General features: G+C 69.6%; 17 protein-coding genes and 1 pseudogene. 7 read left to right on the forward strand and 11 right to left on the reverse strand.

Going from position 1 to position 17508, the window contains the following annotated elements; genetic code table 11:
* Position 1: 1 nt before the first annotated feature.
* From D103_RS0103125 to cysM, 7 genes are read right to left on the reverse strand one after another with little or no spacing between them, the layout of a single operon-like run.
* Positions 2-1135 (reverse strand): glycosyltransferase N-terminal domain-containing protein, encoded by a 1134-nt coding sequence (locus tag D103_RS0103125; RefSeq protein ID WP_018875788.1) that lies wholly within the window; start codon positions 1133-1135, stop codon positions 2-4.
* Positions 1125-2906 carry a lipid A export permease/ATP-binding protein MsbA gene (msbA, locus tag D103_RS0103130; protein ID WP_018875789.1) on the reverse strand — a complete coding sequence of 594 codons (1782 nt, stop codon included), beginning with the start codon at positions 2904-2906 and terminating at the stop codon, positions 1125-1127. The genes D103_RS0103125 and msbA overlap by 11 nt, the downstream gene beginning before the upstream one ends.
* Positions 2896-3324, reverse strand: coding sequence for a biopolymer transporter ExbD (locus tag D103_RS0103135; RefSeq protein WP_018875790.1), 429 nt, complete (start codon positions 3322-3324; stop codon positions 2896-2898). Before D103_RS0103135 ends, msbA begins: the two co-directional genes overlap by 11 nt.
* Positions 3321-3959: a MotA/TolQ/ExbB proton channel family protein gene (locus tag D103_RS0103140; RefSeq protein WP_018875791.1), complete on the reverse strand. Its 639-nt coding sequence runs from the start codon at positions 3957-3959 to the stop codon at positions 3321-3323. The genes D103_RS0103135 and D103_RS0103140 overlap by 4 nt, the downstream gene beginning before the upstream one ends.
* Before the next feature lie 35 nt (positions 3960-3994).
* Entirely contained in the window at positions 3995-5335 is a 1341-nt protein-coding gene (gene rlmD, locus D103_RS0103145; RefSeq protein ID WP_018875792.1) for a 23S rRNA (uracil(1939)-C(5))-methyltransferase RlmD, read from the reverse strand.
* Positions 5335-6141: a 3'-5' exonuclease gene (locus D103_RS0103150; protein WP_018875793.1), complete on the reverse strand. Its 807-nt coding sequence runs from the start codon at positions 6139-6141 to the stop codon at positions 5335-5337. The genes rlmD and D103_RS0103150 overlap by 1 nt, the downstream gene beginning before the upstream one ends.
* Entirely contained in the window at positions 6138-7049 is a 912-nt protein-coding gene (gene cysM, locus D103_RS0103155) for a cysteine synthase CysM (RefSeq protein WP_018875794.1), read from the reverse strand. The genes D103_RS0103150 and cysM overlap by 4 nt, the downstream gene beginning before the upstream one ends.
* 219 nt (positions 7050-7268) lie before the next feature.
* Here cysM and D103_RS0103160 point away from each other — a divergent pair, with 219 nt between their 5' ends.
* Entirely contained in the window at positions 7269-7976 is a 708-nt protein-coding gene (locus tag D103_RS0103160) for a MarC family protein (protein WP_018875795.1), read from the forward strand.
* Positions 7977-7989: 13 nt separating this feature from the next.
* Here the strand turns inward: D103_RS0103160 and D103_RS0103165 are convergent, their stop codons facing one another.
* Positions 7990-8760, reverse strand: coding sequence for an HAD family hydrolase (locus D103_RS0103165; RefSeq protein ID WP_018875796.1), 771 nt, complete (start codon positions 8758-8760; stop codon positions 7990-7992).
* Between the two features lie 168 nt (positions 8761-8928).
* Between D103_RS0103165 and dksA the strand changes: the two genes are divergently transcribed.
* From dksA to thpR, 6 genes are all read left to right on the forward strand, one after another.
* The gene (dksA, locus tag D103_RS0103170) at positions 8929-9381 is read left to right on the forward strand and encodes an RNA polymerase-binding protein DksA (RefSeq protein ID WP_018866929.1); all 453 of its coding nucleotides are present in this window, start codon (positions 8929-8931) and stop codon (positions 9379-9381) included.
* 13 nt (positions 9382-9394) lie between these two features.
* Entirely contained in the window at positions 9395-10342 is a 948-nt protein-coding gene (gene gluQRS, locus D103_RS0103175; protein WP_018875797.1) for a tRNA glutamyl-Q(34) synthetase GluQRS, read from the forward strand.
* Positions 10343-10434: 92 nt separating this feature from the next.
* Positions 10435-10608 (forward strand): hypothetical protein, encoded by a 174-nt coding sequence (locus tag D103_RS14220; RefSeq protein ID WP_018866931.1) that lies wholly within the window; start codon positions 10435-10437, stop codon positions 10606-10608.
* Complete coding sequence (locus D103_RS0103185; RefSeq protein WP_018875798.1) at positions 10598-13525, forward strand: sensor histidine kinase; 2928 nt, start codon at positions 10598-10600, stop codon at positions 13523-13525. The genes D103_RS14220 and D103_RS0103185 overlap by 11 nt, the downstream gene beginning before the upstream one ends.
* Positions 13522-14886, forward strand: coding sequence for a sigma-54 dependent transcriptional regulator (locus tag D103_RS0103190; RefSeq protein WP_018875799.1), 1365 nt, complete (start codon positions 13522-13524; stop codon positions 14884-14886). The genes D103_RS0103185 and D103_RS0103190 overlap by 4 nt, the downstream gene beginning before the upstream one ends.
* Before the next feature lie 10 nt (positions 14887-14896).
* Positions 14897-15418 carry an RNA 2',3'-cyclic phosphodiesterase gene (gene thpR, locus D103_RS0103195; protein WP_018875800.1) on the forward strand — a complete coding sequence of 174 codons (522 nt, stop codon included), beginning with the start codon at positions 14897-14899 and terminating at the stop codon, positions 15416-15418.
* Positions 15419-15473: 55 nt separating this feature from the next.
* On the opposite strand, the pseudogene D103_RS13350 reads toward thpR, so the two are convergent.
* The 3 genes and pseudogenes from D103_RS13350 to D103_RS0103210 all read right to left on the reverse strand — a co-directional run bounded on the left by D103_RS13350 (position 15474) and on the right by D103_RS0103210 (position 17425).
* Positions 15474-16036 (reverse strand): annotated as a pseudogene (locus D103_RS13350) (hypothetical protein).
* Between the two features lie 146 nt (positions 16037-16182).
* The gene (locus D103_RS0103205) at positions 16183-16473 is read right to left on the reverse strand and encodes a hypothetical protein (RefSeq protein ID WP_018878581.1); all 291 of its coding nucleotides are present in this window, start codon (positions 16471-16473) and stop codon (positions 16183-16185) included.
* 4 nt (positions 16474-16477) lie between these two features.
* Positions 16478-17425 (reverse strand): sodium-dependent bicarbonate transport family permease, encoded by a 948-nt coding sequence (locus tag D103_RS0103210; protein WP_018866937.1) that lies wholly within the window; start codon positions 17423-17425, stop codon positions 16478-16480.
* Positions 17426-17508 lie beyond the last annotated feature (83 nt).

The raw sequence follows: 17508 nt of genomic DNA on the forward strand, positions 1-17508 counted from the left end.
GCTACCAGTCCCAGACCTGCTGCAGTACGGCGTCGAAATTTGCATCCACCTGGCGTCGCTCCTCCCAGAAGCGTCGGCGGGCCGCATCACCCTGCTGGCGCCGCGCAGCCGGGTCGTCCCGCAGTGCCTGCCAGGCCGCCAGCACCGCGGCCGGCTCGCCCAGCACCGGGCAGGGCACCTCCGCGGCCGGCGCCTCGCCCAGGCTCACGGCCGCCCCGCCAGCCAGGCCCTGCCACAGGGCCTGGCGATCCGGCGCGGCCAGATGTACTGCATGGGCGGCACTGGCCGCGGCCGCGAACCAGCGCCGATCATCCAGGTGCAGGATGGTCCCCGGCGGCAACGCCGACCGGTCCCAGCCCGAGACCACCTGATCGGCACCCGGCAACGGGGCGGCGTCCGTCTCCCCGCGCAGGCTGGCCAGCAGGATGTCGGTCTGACCCCAGCCGGAGGCCTCCCAGGCCGCCCGCCAGGCCGGCCACTGCGCCGGCGTGCCATGCCACCACCACAGGCGTTCCACCCCGCCCCCAACCAGCGAGCGCAGCACCACATCGGCCTGCGCCTCGACGAACCGGGCCTGGGGGTCGGCCGGGTCCAGCGCCCGAACGCGGGCGGCCGGCCAGCCATCGGCGGCGACAGGATCGACGGGCCAGTGGCAGGCCACCGGGGACATGGCCCCGGTAGCCGGCGCGGTGTTCACCGCGATCACCGGCGCCTCGGTCGCCTGCAACAGATGGACCGGCGCCCGGCCACCGGCCAGCAGGATGCCGTGGGGCTGAAAGCGCCGCAGCACCCGGCGCACCACCCGCGGCCGGTCACAGGGACCATAGCCCACCCCGACCTTGCGAAACGGCTGCATGTGGCGCTCGAAGAGCTCCGGGTAATCCTGTTCGAAGGTCAGGACGATGCGCACGTCCTGGCGCTTGTCGCGCACCGCACCCAGCAGCTCGATCCCCAGGCGCACGTCCTCGGGGCTGCCGCCGGCCTTGATCCAGATCAGCCGACCGCGATCCACGGGCGGGGTGAGGAAACCCCGCCGGGCGCGTGCCCGGCTGCCATCGCCGCGGCGGTAATCCCGCCAGGTCGCGCGCCAGACCGGGAGCGGACGATCCCCGTAGCCCCCGGCATCAGCCCCCATCCCCCGCCTCCTCGCGGAACTGCAGGCGGTGCAGGTGGGTGTAGACCCCGCCTCGGGCGATCAGCTCCTCGTGCCGCCCGCTCTCCACGATGCGGCCGTTGTCCATCACCAGGATGCGGTCGGCGCCCTCAACCGTGGAAAGGCGGTGGGCGATGACCAGCGTGGTGCGCGTGCTCACCAGCGCATCCAGCGCGGCCTGCACCTGGCGCTCGGATTCGTTGTCCAGGGCGGAGGTGGCCTCGTCCAGGATCAGGATCGGGGCGTCCCGCAGCAGGGCGCGGGCGATCGCCAGACGCTGGCGCTGCCCCCCGGAGAGACGGGTACCGTTTTCCCCCACCAGGGTCTGCATCCCGTCGGGCAGGCGCTCGATGAATTCCAGTGCATGCGCGGCGCGCGCCGCCTCGCGGATCTCCGCCTCGGTCGCCTCGGGGCGCCCATAGGCGATATTGGCGGCGACGGTGTCCGCGAACAGGGTGACGTTCTGGCCGACATAGGCAATCTGCCGACGCAGGTCGCGCAGGCGGATGGTCTCGAGGTCGTGGCCGTCCAGCAGGATGCGCCCCTCGGTCGGGTGATAGAAACGCGGCAGCAGATTGACCAGCGTGGTCTTGCCGCTGCCCGAGCGCCCGACCAGGGCCACGTTCTCGCCTGGCTCCACCGCGAAGGAGATGGCCTTCAGCACATCCGGGCCGTCCGCGCTGTAGCGAAACGCCACGTCCTCGAATGCCAGCTGGCCCTCGGCGCGGTCCAGCGGCACGTGGCCGGTGTCGCGCTCCGGCGTCTCGTCCAGCACCGCGAAGATGTTCTGCCCGGCCGCGATACCGCGCTGCAGGGTCGCGTTGATCATCGACAGCCGGCGGATCGGGCTCAAAAGCAGCAGCATGGCGGTCAGGAAGGAGACGAACGTGCCGGCCGTGACCGTGTCGTCGCCGAAATCCGAGGTCGCGACCCAGATCACGAAGGCCAGTACCGCCGCGACCAGGAACTGGATGGTCGGGGTATAGGCGGCCTTGATGCCCTCCATGCGCATATGCAGCCGGCGGTTGCGCTCGTTGATGTCCTCGAAGCGCCCGCGCTCGTAGGTCTCGCCGCCGAAGATGCGCACCACCCGGTGGCCCTCGATCACCTCCTGGGTCACGTGGGTGACATCGCCCATGTTGTACTGCAGGCGGTGCGAGATGCGGCGAAAGTGCTTGGTGACGACGCGCACCAGCACGGCCAGCACCGGGGCGATGATCAGGATGGTCAGGGTCAGGGTCGGCGTCAGCCAGAACATCCAGGCCAGCAGGGCGATGATCGTCAGGGTGTCGCGTACCAGGGTACTGAAGCCGTCGGTCGCGGCCGTCGCCACCTGCTCCACGTTGTAGGTCACGCGCGAGATCAGCTCGCCGCTGCTCTGCTCCTGAAAGCGCTGCACCGGCATGTGCAGCAGCCGCTCGAACAGCTCCTCGCGCAGGCGCTTGACCACCTGCCGCCCGACATAGCGCATCGCATAGACGGACCCGAACTCGGCCACGCCGCGGACCAGAAACAGGCCGATCAGGGCCAGCGGAATCCACGCCACCAGGGGATGGCCCTCGCCCTCGGCGAAGGACTCGTCCATCAGCGGCTTCATCAGCGCGGCGAAGCCCGCCTCGGTCGCCGCCATGCCCAGCATCGCGACCGTGGCAATCGCCAGCAATGGCCAGTAGACGAAGGCATAGCTCAGCAGGCGACGGTAGACCGTCCAGCCGGAATCGAAGTGCTGCGGGTGCTGCTCGTCAGTCGTCATCGGCAGCCTCGCCCAGCGTGGCGATCGACACGGACGTAATGCCCAGGCGGCCCACCACGTCCAGGGCGCGCACGACCGACTGATGGCTGGCGTTGGCGTCGGCGCGGATCAGCACCGGGTCATCCTCGCGACCCTCGCGCGCCTCGGACAGCACACGCTCCAGGGTCTCGGCGCGGCGATTGATCAGCTCCTGGCCATTGATGAAGTAGTTGCCGTTGGCATCCACCACGATATCGATCCAGGCGCGCTCCACCGCTTCGGCCTCGCGGTCGGCCGAGGGCAGGGTCAGCTCGATGTCCGCGTGCTGGTCAAAGGTCGTGGAGACCATGAAGAAGATCAGCAGCAGGAAGACGACGTCGATCAACGGCGTCAGGTTGACACCCGGTTCCTCCTGGCGGCGTGGCGCGCGGAAGTTCACGCCTGCGCCCCGCCCTCGGCCGCGCCGGCCGCGCGCTCGCCGTGGATCACCTCGACCAGCTTGGTGGCCTCCTGCTCCATCTCCAGCACCAGCTCGTCGATATGCCCGCGGAAGTAGCGATGGAAGGCCAGCGCCGGGATCGCCACGCCGATACCGGCGGCGGTGGTGATCAGGGCCTGGGAGATCCCCCCAGCCAGATCGCGCGGGCTGCCCACGCCGATCTCGGTGATCACGGTGAACACCTCGATCATCCCGACCACGGTGCCGAGCAGGCCCAGCAGCGGAGTGATCATCGCGATGGTGCCCAGCGTGTTCATGTAGCGCTCGAGCTCATGCGCAACGCGCCGGCCGGCCTCCTCGATGCTCTCCTGCGTGATCTGTCGGGCCCGGTCATGGGTCGCAAGCCCCGCCGCCAGGATCGCGCCCAGGGGCGAGCCGGCCCGGAGGCGCTGGATATCGTCGAGCTTGAGCCCCTGGGTGCGCATCTGCTCCCACACCGAGGTCAGCAGGCGCGGCGGGACCACGCGCGAGCGGCGCAGCGTCCACAGCCGCTCCAGCACGATGGCGACGGCCAGTACGGAACACAGCAGGATCGGCAGCATCAGCCAGCCGCCCGCCTGTACGATCTCCAGCATTCGGTCTCTCCCTCTTGGCTCGTCGGGCCGGCGCGTCAGTCGCGCCGGAACACGGCCATGGATTCCACATGGGCGGTATGCGGGAACATGTCCATGATCCCGGCCCGCTCCAGGCGATAGCCATGATGATGCACCAGGCGCTCGGCGTCACGGGCGAGCGTGGCCGGGTTGCAGGACACATACACCATGCGCTCGATCCGCTGCGGCGCCAGGGCCTCGATTACCGCAGCCGCGCCGGTACGCGGCGGGTCCAGCAGTACGCGTTCAAAGCGTTCGGCCAGCCATGCGGCGTTCTTCAGGGCCTCGACGTCATCCAGATCGGCGCGTTCGTAGCGGGTGTTGGCGATGCCCTGGTCGCGGGCATTGGCGCGCGCCCGTGCCAGCATCGCGTCGTCCACCTCGACGCCAACTACTTCGCCGACCACCTCGCCGTTCGTCACGCTGCGCGCCAGCGGCAGGGTGAAGTTGCCCAGCCCGCAGAACAGATCCAGCACCCGCTGGCCCGGCTGCAGGTCCAGCGCGGCCAGCGCCTGCGGGACCATCTTGCGGTTGATGCCGGCATGCACCTGGATGAAGTCCGTGGGCATGAACGGGACCGACACGCCGTAGTCCGGGTGGCGATAGACCAGTGGCTCGATCGGCCCGGCCAGCGGTTCCACCGTCTCCGGGCCGCCGGGCTGCAGATACACCTGAATGCCCTCGCCCTCCGCCCAGGCGGACAGGCGCGCGCTGTCCGCCTCCGACAGCAGATCGAGGTTGCGGAAGATCAGCGCCACGCGCTCGTCGTCATCCACCGCCACCTCGATCTGCGGCAGGCGGTCGCGCGCCTCGAGGCCACCGATCAGCTCGCGCAGGGCCAGGATGCGCTGCCCCACGGCCGGGTGCAGCACCTCGCAATGGGTCATCTCGGCCAGATACGGGCTGCCGCGCTCGCGAAAGCCAACCAGCACCCCGCCCTTCTTCGGCACGTACTTCGCCCCCAGCCGCGCGGTGCGGCGGTAGCCGAGGGTGGTGTCGGTCAGCGGCTCGAAACGGGCCTCGGGGGTCACGTGGCCGATGCGCTCCAGGGCATCGAACAGGGCCTGCTCCTTGATCGCACGCTGGGTCTCGATCGATGCATGCTGCAGCTTGCAGCCGCCGCACAGGCCGAAAAACTCGCAGGGCGGTTCGACCCGACCCGGGGCCGGATCCAGCACCTCGACCACCTCGGCGGAATCGAAACGGCGCTTGCGCCCGGTCTGCCGGGCCATCACGCGCTCGCCCTTCAGCGCCCCGTGGATGAAGCAGGCCTTGCCCTCGCGGCGGATCACGCCCTGGCCATCCAGCGTGACCTCCTCGATGGTGGCCTCGAAGGGGGTCTTGTCAATGCGTGCCATCAGTCCGCGCGTCCGGCCGGCTGCCAGGCGTCGAGGAATTCGCAGTGGTGTGCGGCACCGCTGGCCTCCAAATACTCGGCCAGCTGCTGCTGCCGGCTGGCCAGGGCCGCGTCGGTCAGATTGCCGCGCATGTACTCGAAGCGCAGCCAGACCAGATAGGTGTTCAGCACGTCGTGCTCCACGTAGTCGTGGATCTCGCGGGCGCGGCCGTCGCGCCAGGCCGGCCAGACCTTGGAGCCGTCCATGCCCAGCTTGCCGGGGAAGCCGAGCAGGCTCGCCATCATGTCGAGGCTCGCGACCGCACGGCCCTGGAACCCGGCCAGCACGTCCATCAGGTCCACATGGCGCCAGTGGAAACGCGACAGGTAGTTGTTGTAGCGAAACTCGCGGTCGTCGTCGCCCTGCTCCCAGTAGCGCGGGGCCTGCACGCCATTGACCAGCGCGCGGTAGTGCAGCACCGGCAGGTCGAAGCCGCCGCCGTTCCAGCTGACCAGCTGCGGCGTGCGCTTGTCGATTACATCGAAGAACTGGCGCAGCAGCTCGGCCTCGGTCGGCGCCTGGCCATCCTCGCCCTCGCGCCCGAAGGCGGAGAGCTTCAGCGCGTCGCCGCCCTGGTAGAGCACGCCGATGGAGACGATGCGGTGCAGCGGGTGCTTCAGGAACTCCGTGCCGGCCTGCGCGCGGCGCAGGGCGAACAGCGCCTCCGCCACCTCGTGATCGTCGAGGCCGTCGAAGTCGTGCAGGCGCCGGGCGCCGTCGATGTCGGGGACGGTCTCGAGATCGAAGATCAGGACCGGGGCACTCATGACGGGAACACGCCGGTGGAGATGTAGCGGTCGCCGCGGTCACAGATGATCGCGACGAAGGTCCCGCCCTCGGTCGCGGCCGCAAGCTTCAGGGCTGCGGCCACGGAACCCCCGGACGAGACCCCGGCGAAGATACCCTCCTCGGCGGCCAGCCGGCGCATGGTGTCCTCGGCCTCCTCCTGGGTCACGTCCACGGTCTGGTCCACCCGCGAGGCCTCGAAGATGGTGGGCAGGTACGCCTCCGGCCAGCGCCGGATACCGGGGATGGACGATCCCTCGGTGGGCTGCACGCCGACGATCTGCACCTCCGGGTCGCGCTCCTTCAGATAGCGCGACACGCCCATGATGGTGCCGGTGGTCCCCATCGCCGAGACGAAGTGGGTCACCGTACCCTCGGTGTCGCGCCAGATCTCCGGGCCGGTGCCGATGTAGTGGGCCTCGGGGTTGTCCGGGTTGCCGAACTGGTTCAGCACCCGGCCCTTGCCCTCGGCCTCCATGTGGTCGGCCAGGTCGCGCGCGCCCTCCATACTCTCCTCGCGCGAGACCAGCACCAGTTCGGCGCCAAAGGCCTTCATCGAGGCGCGGCGCTCGGCGGACATGTTGTCCGGCATCACCAGGATCATGCGATAGCCCTTCATCGCCGCGACCATCGCCAGCGCGATGCCGGTATTGCCGCTGGTCGCCTCGATCAGGGTATCGCCGGGCTGGATGTCGCCGCGGCGCTCGGCCGCCTGGATCATGTTCAGCGCGGGCCGGTCCTTGACCGAACCGGCGGGATTGTTGCCCTCGAGCTTCACCAGCACGGTGGACGGCAGGTCGGCCGCCATGCGCTGCAGGCGCACCAGCGGCGTGTTGCCGACAAAGTGCTCGAGGGTCGGGAAGGATTCAGGGTGCAGGCGTTTCTTCATGCGCGCAGAGTATAACGACCGGGCCCCGTCCCTGCCCACGCTCGCGACGATCCGGCGTCGGGGCTTCCCATGGAGATTGCTTCGTCGCGTTGTTCCTCGCAATGACGCGAAGGGGGCACCGTCATCGCGAGGCGCGCAGCGTCGTGGCGAGCGGTATGACCCGACCACCTGCGCGAGCCTGCCTCGCAACCTTGCGGGTTCCGGCCTAAGCTCGAACACATGCTTGTGTTACTCGAATACCTGGTCGTTACCTTCCTGGCGGTGTTCGTGATCGTGAACCCGCTGACCACGGCGTTCATCTTCACGGCGATGCTGCCGCGCGCATCGGAGGAGAAGCGCCGGGCGATCGCGCTGCGCTCGGTCAAGGTGGCCACCTCCCTGCTGTTCGCCTTCGCCCTGCTGGGCGGGGTGATCTTCCAGCTGTTCGGGATCACCCTGGCGGCGTTTCGTATCGCTGGCGGGATCATCCTGTTCGGTATCGCGATCGGCATGATCCGGCAGAAGGGGGCGACCGAGAAGGAGACCGCCGAAGAGGTGAAGGCCGACAAGGGGCACGTGACCGAGGACATCTCGGTGATCCCGCTGGCGATCCCGTTCATGAGCGGCCCAGGCGCGATCGCCACGGTGATGATCCTGACCAGCGAGGCCCCGACGGTCTACCACACGGGGCTCGTGTTCCTCGGCGTGCTGGCCTGCATGGTCGCCTGCTACTACGCGATGGTCTACTCGCGTTATATCGTCCAGTACCTGGGCGATACCGGGAAGGACATCCTGACCAAGGTCTTCGGCCTGATCCTCGCGGTGCTGGCCGTGCAGTTCGTGATCAACGGCATCAGCGACGCCGCGATCGGCTTCATGCTGGATACGCAGATGCTGGACGAGACCGAGATCGAGGACCCGCGCATCCCGCCGCGCGACCACGACTGACCTGCCTCCCCCGCTACGACTGGGCGCTGGCGAGCCAGGCCCGCAGCGTGGCCACGTCCACCGCCGGGCCCGACAGCGCAGGACCGGCCAGAACCCTCGCCGGTGCGTCCGGCTCGCCGAACCCGTCCAGCACCGCCAGCGCGCCATCGAAGTCCTGTTCCCGGGTGTAGTCGTTGGTGGTGACCACCACCTCCAGCCCGGCGGCGCGCGCGGACCGGACGCCGTTGTCGGAATCCTCCAGGGCCAGACAGGCGCTGGCGGGCAGGTTCATCGCCTCCAGCGCATGGGTGAAGATATCCGGCGCGGGTTTCTTGGCCGGCACCACGTCCCCGGCGGAGATCACCTCGAAGCGGTACGGCCCCGCGCTCCCCAGCGTGGCCTCCAGCAACGCGGTCACGTTCTCGGGGGTGGTGGTGGTCGCAATGGCCAGACGCAATCCTTCGGCCTCCGCCTCGTCCAGCAGGCGGCGAACGCCCGGGCGCAACGGGATCGCGCCGGACTCCAGCATGGCCACGTAGTGACGCGTCTTGGCCGCATGCAGCTCGCGGATGCGGGCATCGATCCCCGGCTCTTCGAGGGCCTCGGGATGATCTTCCGACAGGTACTGACGAATGCGTTCCTTGCCGCCGGTGACCCGCAGCAGTTCGCCGTAGCGCGCCACACTCCAGTCCCAGTCCAGGCCCGCGTCCGCGAACGCCTTGTTGAACGCCACCCGATGCCCGTCCCGCTCGGTGTCCGCCAGCGTGCCGTCGACGTCAAAGATCAGTGCCTGCAATTCCGCCATCGTGATTCCCGGTCCCTTCCCGTATCTCGCTGAAAACAGTGCCCCGCCGCTCGCAGCCCATGCAGGTCCGGAGGCGACCGGGCGCAAACCGTCATGGCACGGGACTTGCCCGCCCCGTCCGACTCTGGTACTAAGTGCGCCTCATTTTTCCAGCCGGAGAAAGCCCGCATGGCTGCAGACGAAAAGACCGACAAGCCCTCCACCCAGCACATGGTCGCCGGGGGCATTGCGCCCTACGAGCCGAAGCCGGACGAAGAGTACATGAATCCGGATCAGCTGGACCATTTCCGCAGCCTGCTGCGGGCATGGCGCCAGGAACTGGCGGAGGAAGTCGATCGCACCGTGGGGCACATGCGCCAGGACGCGGCCAACTTCGCCGATCCGGCCGACCGCGCCACCCAGGAAGAAGAGTTCGGCCTGGAACTGCGGGCCCGCGACCGCGAGCGCAAGCTGTCGAAGAAGATCGACGAGGCCCTGCGCAAGATCGAGACCCACGACTACGGCTACTGCGAGACCTGCGGCGTGGAGATCGGCATTCGTCGCCTGGAGGCCCGCCCGACGGCCACCATGTGCATCGACTGCAAGCAGCTCGACGAGATCAAGGAAAAGCAGCGCGCCTGATCCCGGCCGGGCCGTGACCCCCACGCCCGAACCGCAGTCCCCGGTCGACGGCTACGTCGGCCGGTTTGCCCCGACCCCTTCCGGCCCGCTGCACGCGGGCTCCCTGCTGGCCGCCGTCATCTCCTGGCTGGACGCCCGGAGTGCCGATGGCGAGTGGCACCTGCGTATCGACGACATCGACGCCCCCCGGGTTCGCCCGGGGGCGGCCGATGCCATTCTGCGCACCCTCGAGGCCTTCGACCTCGGCTGGGACGGACCGATTGTCTGGCAAGGCCAGCGCGGCCCCGCCTACCAGCGGGCCCTGGATACCCTGATGGACACCGACCGGGCCTTTCCCTGCGGGTGCACCCGCAAGGACCTGGCTACCCACGGCCGCCCTGGCTGGGAAGGCCCCGTCTATCCGGGCACCTGCCGCCACGGCCTGCCGCCCGGACGCGAGCCCCGCGCCCTGCGCGCCCGCGCAACGACCCGCTACTGGGCCATCGAGGACCGTTTTCTCGGTGCGGTCGCCTTCGATCTGGAGGCCCTGGGGAGTGACTTCGTCATCCGCCGCGCGGACGGCATCGTGGCCTACCAGCTCGCCACCGTGGTCGATGACCTCGACCTGGGCGTCACGCATGTAGTCCGCGGGATCGACCTGCTGGGCTCTACACCGCGCCAGATGCAGCTTTACCGGGCGCTGGGACACCCCCCGCCGGCCTATGCCCACCATCCGGTGCTGGTCGCGCCCGGCGGCGACAAACTCGCCAAGGCCACGGGTGCCACGGGGGTTCGAGCGGATGCGGCGCGGCGCCACCTCGCCGACACCCTGAGGCGGATCGGACTGGCGCCTTCCGACCAGCAGGCCCCGGACGCACCCGGTGCCCAGCTGGCCGAGGCCCTGGAACAGCTACAGCGCCGGCCGCTCGCCGCATACCTGCCGCTGCGCGCCACGCTGCCCGGAGCGACCGCCGCGGTGTAGACTCGCCGCATGCTGTCCCGCCGCGCGCCAACCCGGAAGGCCCCGCAGGAACCCGTGCCCCGCAGCGGCCCGGCACGGGGGAACATCTGACCATGGACGCCCCGCGCGCCATCCTGATCGCCCTCCTCGGGGCCCTGCTGTTCCTGAGCCCCCTGGTGATCTGGGTCGCCCATCTGAGCCCCGCCTGGTGGTGGCCGTTCGCCGCCTGGGCAGTCTTCATCCTGGCCATCGCGGCCCTGAGCCGGGGCGGTCGTCGTGACCCTTAGCCTCGGCCTGCTCTATGCGGTGGGCGTGGCCTACCTGGCCCTGCTGTTCGGCATCGCCTTCCTGGCCGACCGCGTCCCCCGAGTCGGCCGGCTGGCGGCGAACAGCTGGGTCTTCAGCCTGTCGCTGGGGGTCTACGCGACCTCCTGGACGTTCTACGGCAACCTCGGCTTCCTGGCCGAACAGGGCTATCTGTACCTGACAATCTACCTGGGCGTGACCCTGGCCTTCGCCGCCACGCCCTGGCTGCTGCGCCCCATCCTGCGCGTGACCCGCGAACAGCAACTGACCTCGCTGGCCGACCTGTTCGCCTTTCGCTACCGCAGCCGCTTCACCGGCCCGGTGGTGGCCCTGTTCATGCTGGCCGGCGTGCTTCCGTACATTGCCCTGCAGATCAAAGCGGTGGCCGAGTCCGCCGCGGTCCTGACCGCGGAAACCCCGCCCCACCTGCTCGCCCTGACCTTCAGCGCCACCATCGCGCTGTTCGCGATCCTGTTCGGGGCCCGCCACATTGCCCCGCGCGAGAAGCACGCCGGCCTGGTGCTGGCCATCGCCTTCGAATCCATCGTCAAGCTGATCGCCATCCTCGGCATCGCGGCGGTGGCCCTGTACGCGGTGTTCGGCGGTTTCGCCGGCCTCGACGACTGGCTGGCCGCGCACCCCGAGGCGGTCGATGCGCTGTACGCCCCGGTGCGCGAGGGTGGCTGGTTCGCGATGATGATTCTCGCCTTTGCCGCGGCCTTCCTGCTGCCGCGCCAGTTCCACATGCTGTTTACCGAGAACATCAACCCGCAGGCCCTGACCACCGCTGCCTGGGCCTTCCCGGCGTTCCTGCTGCTACTGAACCTGCCGATGCCGATCCTCTACTGGGCCGGCGAGGCGGCCGGCCTCGGCATCTCGCCGAACTACTACGCCATCGGGATCGCCGGACTGCTGGAGTCGCCCAGCCTGGCGCTGCTGGTCTTTATCGGCGGGCTGTCCGCCGCCAGCGCCATGATGATCGTGACCACCCTTGCGCTGGCCCACATGGGGACCAACTACCTCTCGCCGCTGACCCGGCTGAACGAAGAAGAACGCAGCGCCAACATCTATACCCGCCTGCTCTGGGGGCGGCGCATCTGGATCGTGTTCATCATCGGACTGGGCTATGCCTTTTACGGCCTGTTGCAGGTGGTCGAGGGGCTGGCGCAGCTGGGGCTGATCTCGTTCGCCGCGGTGGCCCAGCTCCTGCCGGGCCTGATCGGTCTGATGCTGTGGAAACAGGCGACTCGGGTCGGCTTCCTGCTCGGACTGGCCGCGGGCATCGCCGGCTGGGCCTTCACCCTGGTAATGCCGCTATTGTCGGATGCCGGCATCGCCACCGGACTGCCGGACCCGCAACAGTGGCTGCTGGCCGGGATGCTGGACCCATGGACCTTCGCCCTGATGCTGAGCCTGGGCATCAACGCCCTGCTGTTCGTGATCGGGTCGCTGCTGACCCGCCCCAACCGCGAGGAGATCGAGGCCGGCCGAGCCTGCTGCCCCAACGAGTCCACCGGGGCCGGGGCCGGCCTGCCCCTGGCTGGCGACGTGACCGAGATGGAAACCGCCCTGGCGGCCACCCTGGGGCCGGGTGCCGCGCATCACGAGGTCCAGCGCGCGCTTGACGACCTCGGCCTGCCGCGGCACACGCGCTCGCGCAGCGACCTGCGCCACCTGCGCGAACGTATCGAGCGCAACCTGTCCGGTCTGCTCGGGCCGGTCCTCGCGCGCATGATCGTCGACCAGCACCTGCGCCTGGATGCCGCCGGCCGCCAGACGCTCAGCGAAAGTCTGCGGCGCATCGAGGAGCAGCTGGAAACCCGTTCCCTGCCACTGTCCGGTCTGGCCGCCGAACTGGATGCCCTGCGCCGCTTTCATCGCCAGATCCTGCACGAGCTGCCGCTGGGGGTGGCCAGCCTGACCAATAGCGGCGAGATTACCGGCTGGAACCAGGCGCTGGCGCAACTCACCGGTGTGGCCACCGAGGACGCCGTGGGCCAGAACATCGGCCGGCTCGACAGCCCCTGGAGCGGCCTGCTGACGGCCTTCCTCGAGAGCCCGGACCGGCAGTGGTACAAGCTGAACGTGGATCTGCCCGCCGGCAATCGCCGCCTGAACCTGCACCGTTCCGAGCTGCAGGATGCCCATGGCCAGGTGGAGGGGCGCGTGGTCCTGATCGAGGACGTAACCGAGCGCGCCCAGCTCGAGTCCGAGATCGCCCACGGCGACCGCCTGGCCTCCATCGGCCGCTTTGCCGCCGGGGTCGCCCACGAGATCGGCAATCCGCTGACCGGGATCGCCTCGCTGGCCCAGACCCTGCCGCTGGAGGATGATCCCGACGAGATCCGCGGCATCGCCGACGACATCCTCGCGCAGACCCGGCGCATCAATGCGATCGTGCAGTCCCTGATCACCTTCGCCCACGCCGACGAGGGGCCGTCCGCGGGGCACTTCGAGACCATCGCGCTGGACGAGCTCCTGGCCGAGGCCATTCGCCTGACGCGCCTGGCCGGGCGCAAGGACCTGCAGTTCTCCACCATGGGCCTGGAGGGGCTGCATGTCCGCGGGTCGCATGCCACGCTGCTGCAGGTCTTCATCAACCTGCTGACCAACGCCGAGCAGGCCTCGCCCGAGGGCTCCACGGTCGTGATCGCCGCGCGCGTCCATGGCCGCCACATCCAGATCACCATCGACGATGCCGGCCCCGGGATCGACGAATCCAGCCTGGAACGCCTGTTCGAGCCCTTCTTCACCACCAAGCCGGCCGGTCAGGGCACCGGCCTGGGCCTGCCGGTGGCCTACAGCATCGTGCGCGACCACGGTGGTACCCTGATGGCCGCCAACCGCCCCGAGGGTGGGGCCCGATTCCTGCTCATGCTGCCGCACCAAGACCGATGACCCGCATCCTGCTCGTAGACGACGAAGCCCCGATCCGCCGCGCCGTGCGCCGGTTCCTGGAGCATCACGGCTTCGAGGTCGGCGTGGCCGAGAACCTGGCCGAGGCGCGCGCCCTGGCCGCGGCCGACCCCTACGACCTCCAGCTGGTGGATCTGCGCCTGCCGGACGGCGAGGGCATCGAGCTGCTGCCCGAGTTCACCCGCTCGCCCACGGTCATCATGACCAGCTACGCATCGGTCCCCTCGGCGGTGAACGCGATGAAAGAGGGCGCGGCCGACTACATCGCCAAGCCCTTCGACCACGACGCACTGTTGCTGACCCTGCGCGCCGCCCTGCGCGAACGCGAGGCGCGCGACCGCCTCCCGCCCGAGCCGCCCGACGCCGGGACCGAAACCCTCAGTCACCCGGGCCTGGGCCTGATCGGCGACAGCCCCGCGATGCAGCGGCTGCGCGACCAGATCCGGCGCGTGGCGGCCACGCACTCCACCGTGCTGCTGCGGGGGGAATCCGGCACCGGCAAGGAGCTCGCCGCACGCGCCCTGCATGAACTGAGCCCGCGCGCCGGGGGGCCCTTCGTGGCCGTCAACTGCGCCACCATCCCGGAGGGCCTGGTGGAGGCCGAGCTGTTCGGGCACGCCCAGGGCGCCTACACCGGGGCGGTCAAGGCCCGCACCGGCCTGATCCAGAGCGCCCATGGCGGCACCCTGTTCCTGGACGAGATCGGCGAACTCGCGCCGGCGGCCCAGGCGCGCCTGCTGCGCGTACTGCAGGACGGCGAGATCCGTCCGGTGGGCGCCAACGAGAATCAGAAAGTCGACGTGCGCCTGCTGGCCGCGACCCATCGCGATCTGGAGGGCATGATCGAGGATCAGGCCTTTCGGGCCGACCTCTACTACCGCCTGCGGGTACTGGAGCTGGCGATCCCGCCCCTGCGCGAGCGGCGCGAGGACATCCTGCCGCTGGCGCAGCATTTCCTCGAGGGGCTGGCCGGATCGGGAACGGTCCCCCGCCTGACGCAAGCGGCGCGGGATGCCCTGGAGGCCCAGGACTGGCCGGGCAACGTGCGCGAACTGGCCAATGCCCTGGAGCGCGGATGGGTCCTCTGCCCCGATGGACACATCGCGCCGGAGCACATGGGCCTGGAGGCCCCGGACACCGGCGCGGCCGGGGAACACCCCAACCCGGCCTTCCCGACGCGCCGCAAGCCCCGGGGCTCGAGCCTGAACGAGTACTTCCGCCAGTTCGTGCAGGAGAACCAGGACCGCATGACCGAAACGGAGCTCGCGCGGGCGCTGGGCATCAGCCGCAAGACCCTGTGGGAACGCCGTCAGCGCGAAAATCTGCCGCGACCACGCACCTGAACCCGCCGGCGTGGCCGAGGTACCCGAGTTCCGACGAGTCTTCCTCGCCCTGTGGCCCGACACGGCCACACGCGAACGACTGGATCGGCTGGGACGCAACCTGGATGGTCCCGGCCGTCCGATCCCGCCCGAACATCTGCATCTGACGCTGGCCTTCGCCGGCACGGTTCCCGCCGGGCAGGCCGAGTGCCTGGCCGGTCACCTCGGGGCCCTGGCCTCCGAGCCGCTGGAACTAACCCTGGACCGGCTGGGGCACTTCGCCCGTCCGCGCATTACCTGGGTAGGCCCAAGCGATCCGCCAGCGGCCCTCCTGGACCTCGCGGATCGGGCCCATGCCCTCTGCCGGGAGTGCGGCATCGACACCGGCCCGCCCCGCCCGTTCCGGCCTCACGTTTCGCTGCGCCGCCACGCCGCGCCGCCCGCTCGCGAGCGGATCGAAACGCCGCTGCACTGGGCGACGGACACGATTGTCCTGATCGAGTCCGGCCGCGACGGGCATCCCGGGCCCTACCGCATCCTCGCCCGGACGTAAGGCGGGCCCGCTTCGGGCCCTCCCGGACGAAGCGCGATGTCCCGGGCCGCCGCGATCAGTCCACCGGCGGGAGATTGCCCGTTTCTGCCGGGTCCGCCGGCTCTGCCGGATCGGCGGGTTCGGCCGGGCGGTTACCGGTGTCCGGCCGCGTCGGGGTCTGGCCCCCCAGCGGAGGCGCATCCGCGCCGCGGGGCTGACGCTGCTGGCCCAGCGGCGGCGCGTCCTGGGGCTGCCCCTGTCCTTGCGGCTGCCCCTGGCCACCGGGCGGCTGGCCCTGCCCCTGAGGCGCGGTCGGCGCGCCGCCCTGACCGGGGGCCGGCTGACCACCGCGCTCCATCTGGCTCGGGGCCTGCTGTCCCTGGCCCGGCGGCTGGCCGGGTGCCTGCTGTGGCTGCCCCGGGGGCATGCCCTGACCACGCTCCTGGCCCTGGCCGCGCGGCATGCCGCCGTGCCCCGGGGTGTCCTGCCCGCCCGCCGGAGGGGCACCCCGCTCGGCGGGGGGTGTACCCTGGCCCATGCCCCCTGCTGGCCGCCTTGCGGCGCCTGGGCATGGGCCGTTCCCACGGCGAAGAGCGAGCCAAGGGCAATGATCAATGCGGTACTGCGAAACCGGGTCATGGGAAACTCCTTGCGGCGGTGAAGCCATTGGTTCAGGCCCCCGGTGATAGCAGCCGAGCCCCGCGCCCCCCAAGGCGCAGGGGCGAGTTCCCGGGCATTTCGTGAAGCACTTCACTGCATGGAGGCTGCCTGACCGCCCCGCCGGATCAATTCTTCAAGGCGACGGGCACAGTAAACATCAGCAATCCGTAGTCCGACTCGTACTGTTCCTTGAACCGGGCCGCGATCCGCTCGCACAGCTCCGACGAGGCCACGACCTCCAGCTTGATGTTGCCGCCGGCCCGCCAGTTGCCCCGGCGCTTGCCGTGCCGGCCCCAGCCGCGTGCGTCGGTCACCGTGTAGCCGGCCGCCCCCATGGCGCGTACCTCGTCGATCAGCATCTCCTCCAGGATCGCCTCGGCCACCACCGTCAGCAGGTACATGTCATCGCCTTGCATCGAGCTAGCCTCCGAGCGAATAAAGGGTCTGGGCCATCCAGAAATACAGCGGAACGCCCAGGAAGATATTGAACGGGAACGTCACACCCAGCGAGGCCCCGATCGACAACGCGGGGTTGGCCTTGGGCACGGCAATGCGCATCGCGGCCGGCGCCGCGATGTACGACGCACTGGCATACAAGGTGGCCAGCAGCAGCGTGCCCCCCAGGCTCATGCCCAGGCCCCATCCGAGCAGGATCCCGAGGATCGCGGAGACGATCGGCATGACGATCGCAAAGACGATGAGGAACAGCCCGTACTGGCGGACATCCGCGATGCGGCTGGAGGCCACCAGCCCCATCTCCAGCAGGAACAACGCCAGCACCCCCTTGAACAGATCAAAGAACATCGGCTCCAGCGGCTCGATGTGATCCGGGCCGGCAATGAACCCGATCACCAGCCCACCGGCCAGCAGGAAGATGCTCTTGCCAAAGATGACCTCGTGCAGGGTCTTGCCCCAGCGAGTGGGGCCCCGGCTGCCCATGCGCGCCAGCAGGATCCCGATGACCAGCGCCGGCATCTCCAGGAGTACGAGGAACACCACCATGTGCCCCTCGTAGTCCAGACCCCGGGACGCCAGAAACGCGACCGCGACCGAGAAGGTCACGACCGACACCGAACCGTAGTGGGCCGCAATGGAAGCCGAATCCGCCCGCGGCATCCGCCCGAGAAGGTACAGCACCGGAAACGCGATCAGCGGGATCAGCGAACCCACGGCGAGCACCGCCAGGCCCGGCAGCAGCAACGGAAGCAACTCGCTTTCCGCCAGCTTGACCCCGCCCATCAGGCCGATGGCCAGCAGCAGGTAGATCGACAGCGCCTCGTAGATCGCCATCGGGATCTTGAGGTCCGACTTCGCCAGACCCGCGATCGCCCCCAGCAGGAAGAACAGCACAACCGGATCGAATGCCATTTCGCCTCCGCGTCCCGACGCTACAAGCCACCGCAGCGCACCCCGTTATGGTAGGCAAGACCCTCGTGCCAGGGAACCGGTTT

It is taken from the genome of Thioalkalivibrio sp. ALE31, assembly GCF_000377405.1.
Lineage (GTDB): Bacteria > Pseudomonadota > Gammaproteobacteria > Ectothiorhodospirales > Ectothiorhodospiraceae > Thioalkalivibrio.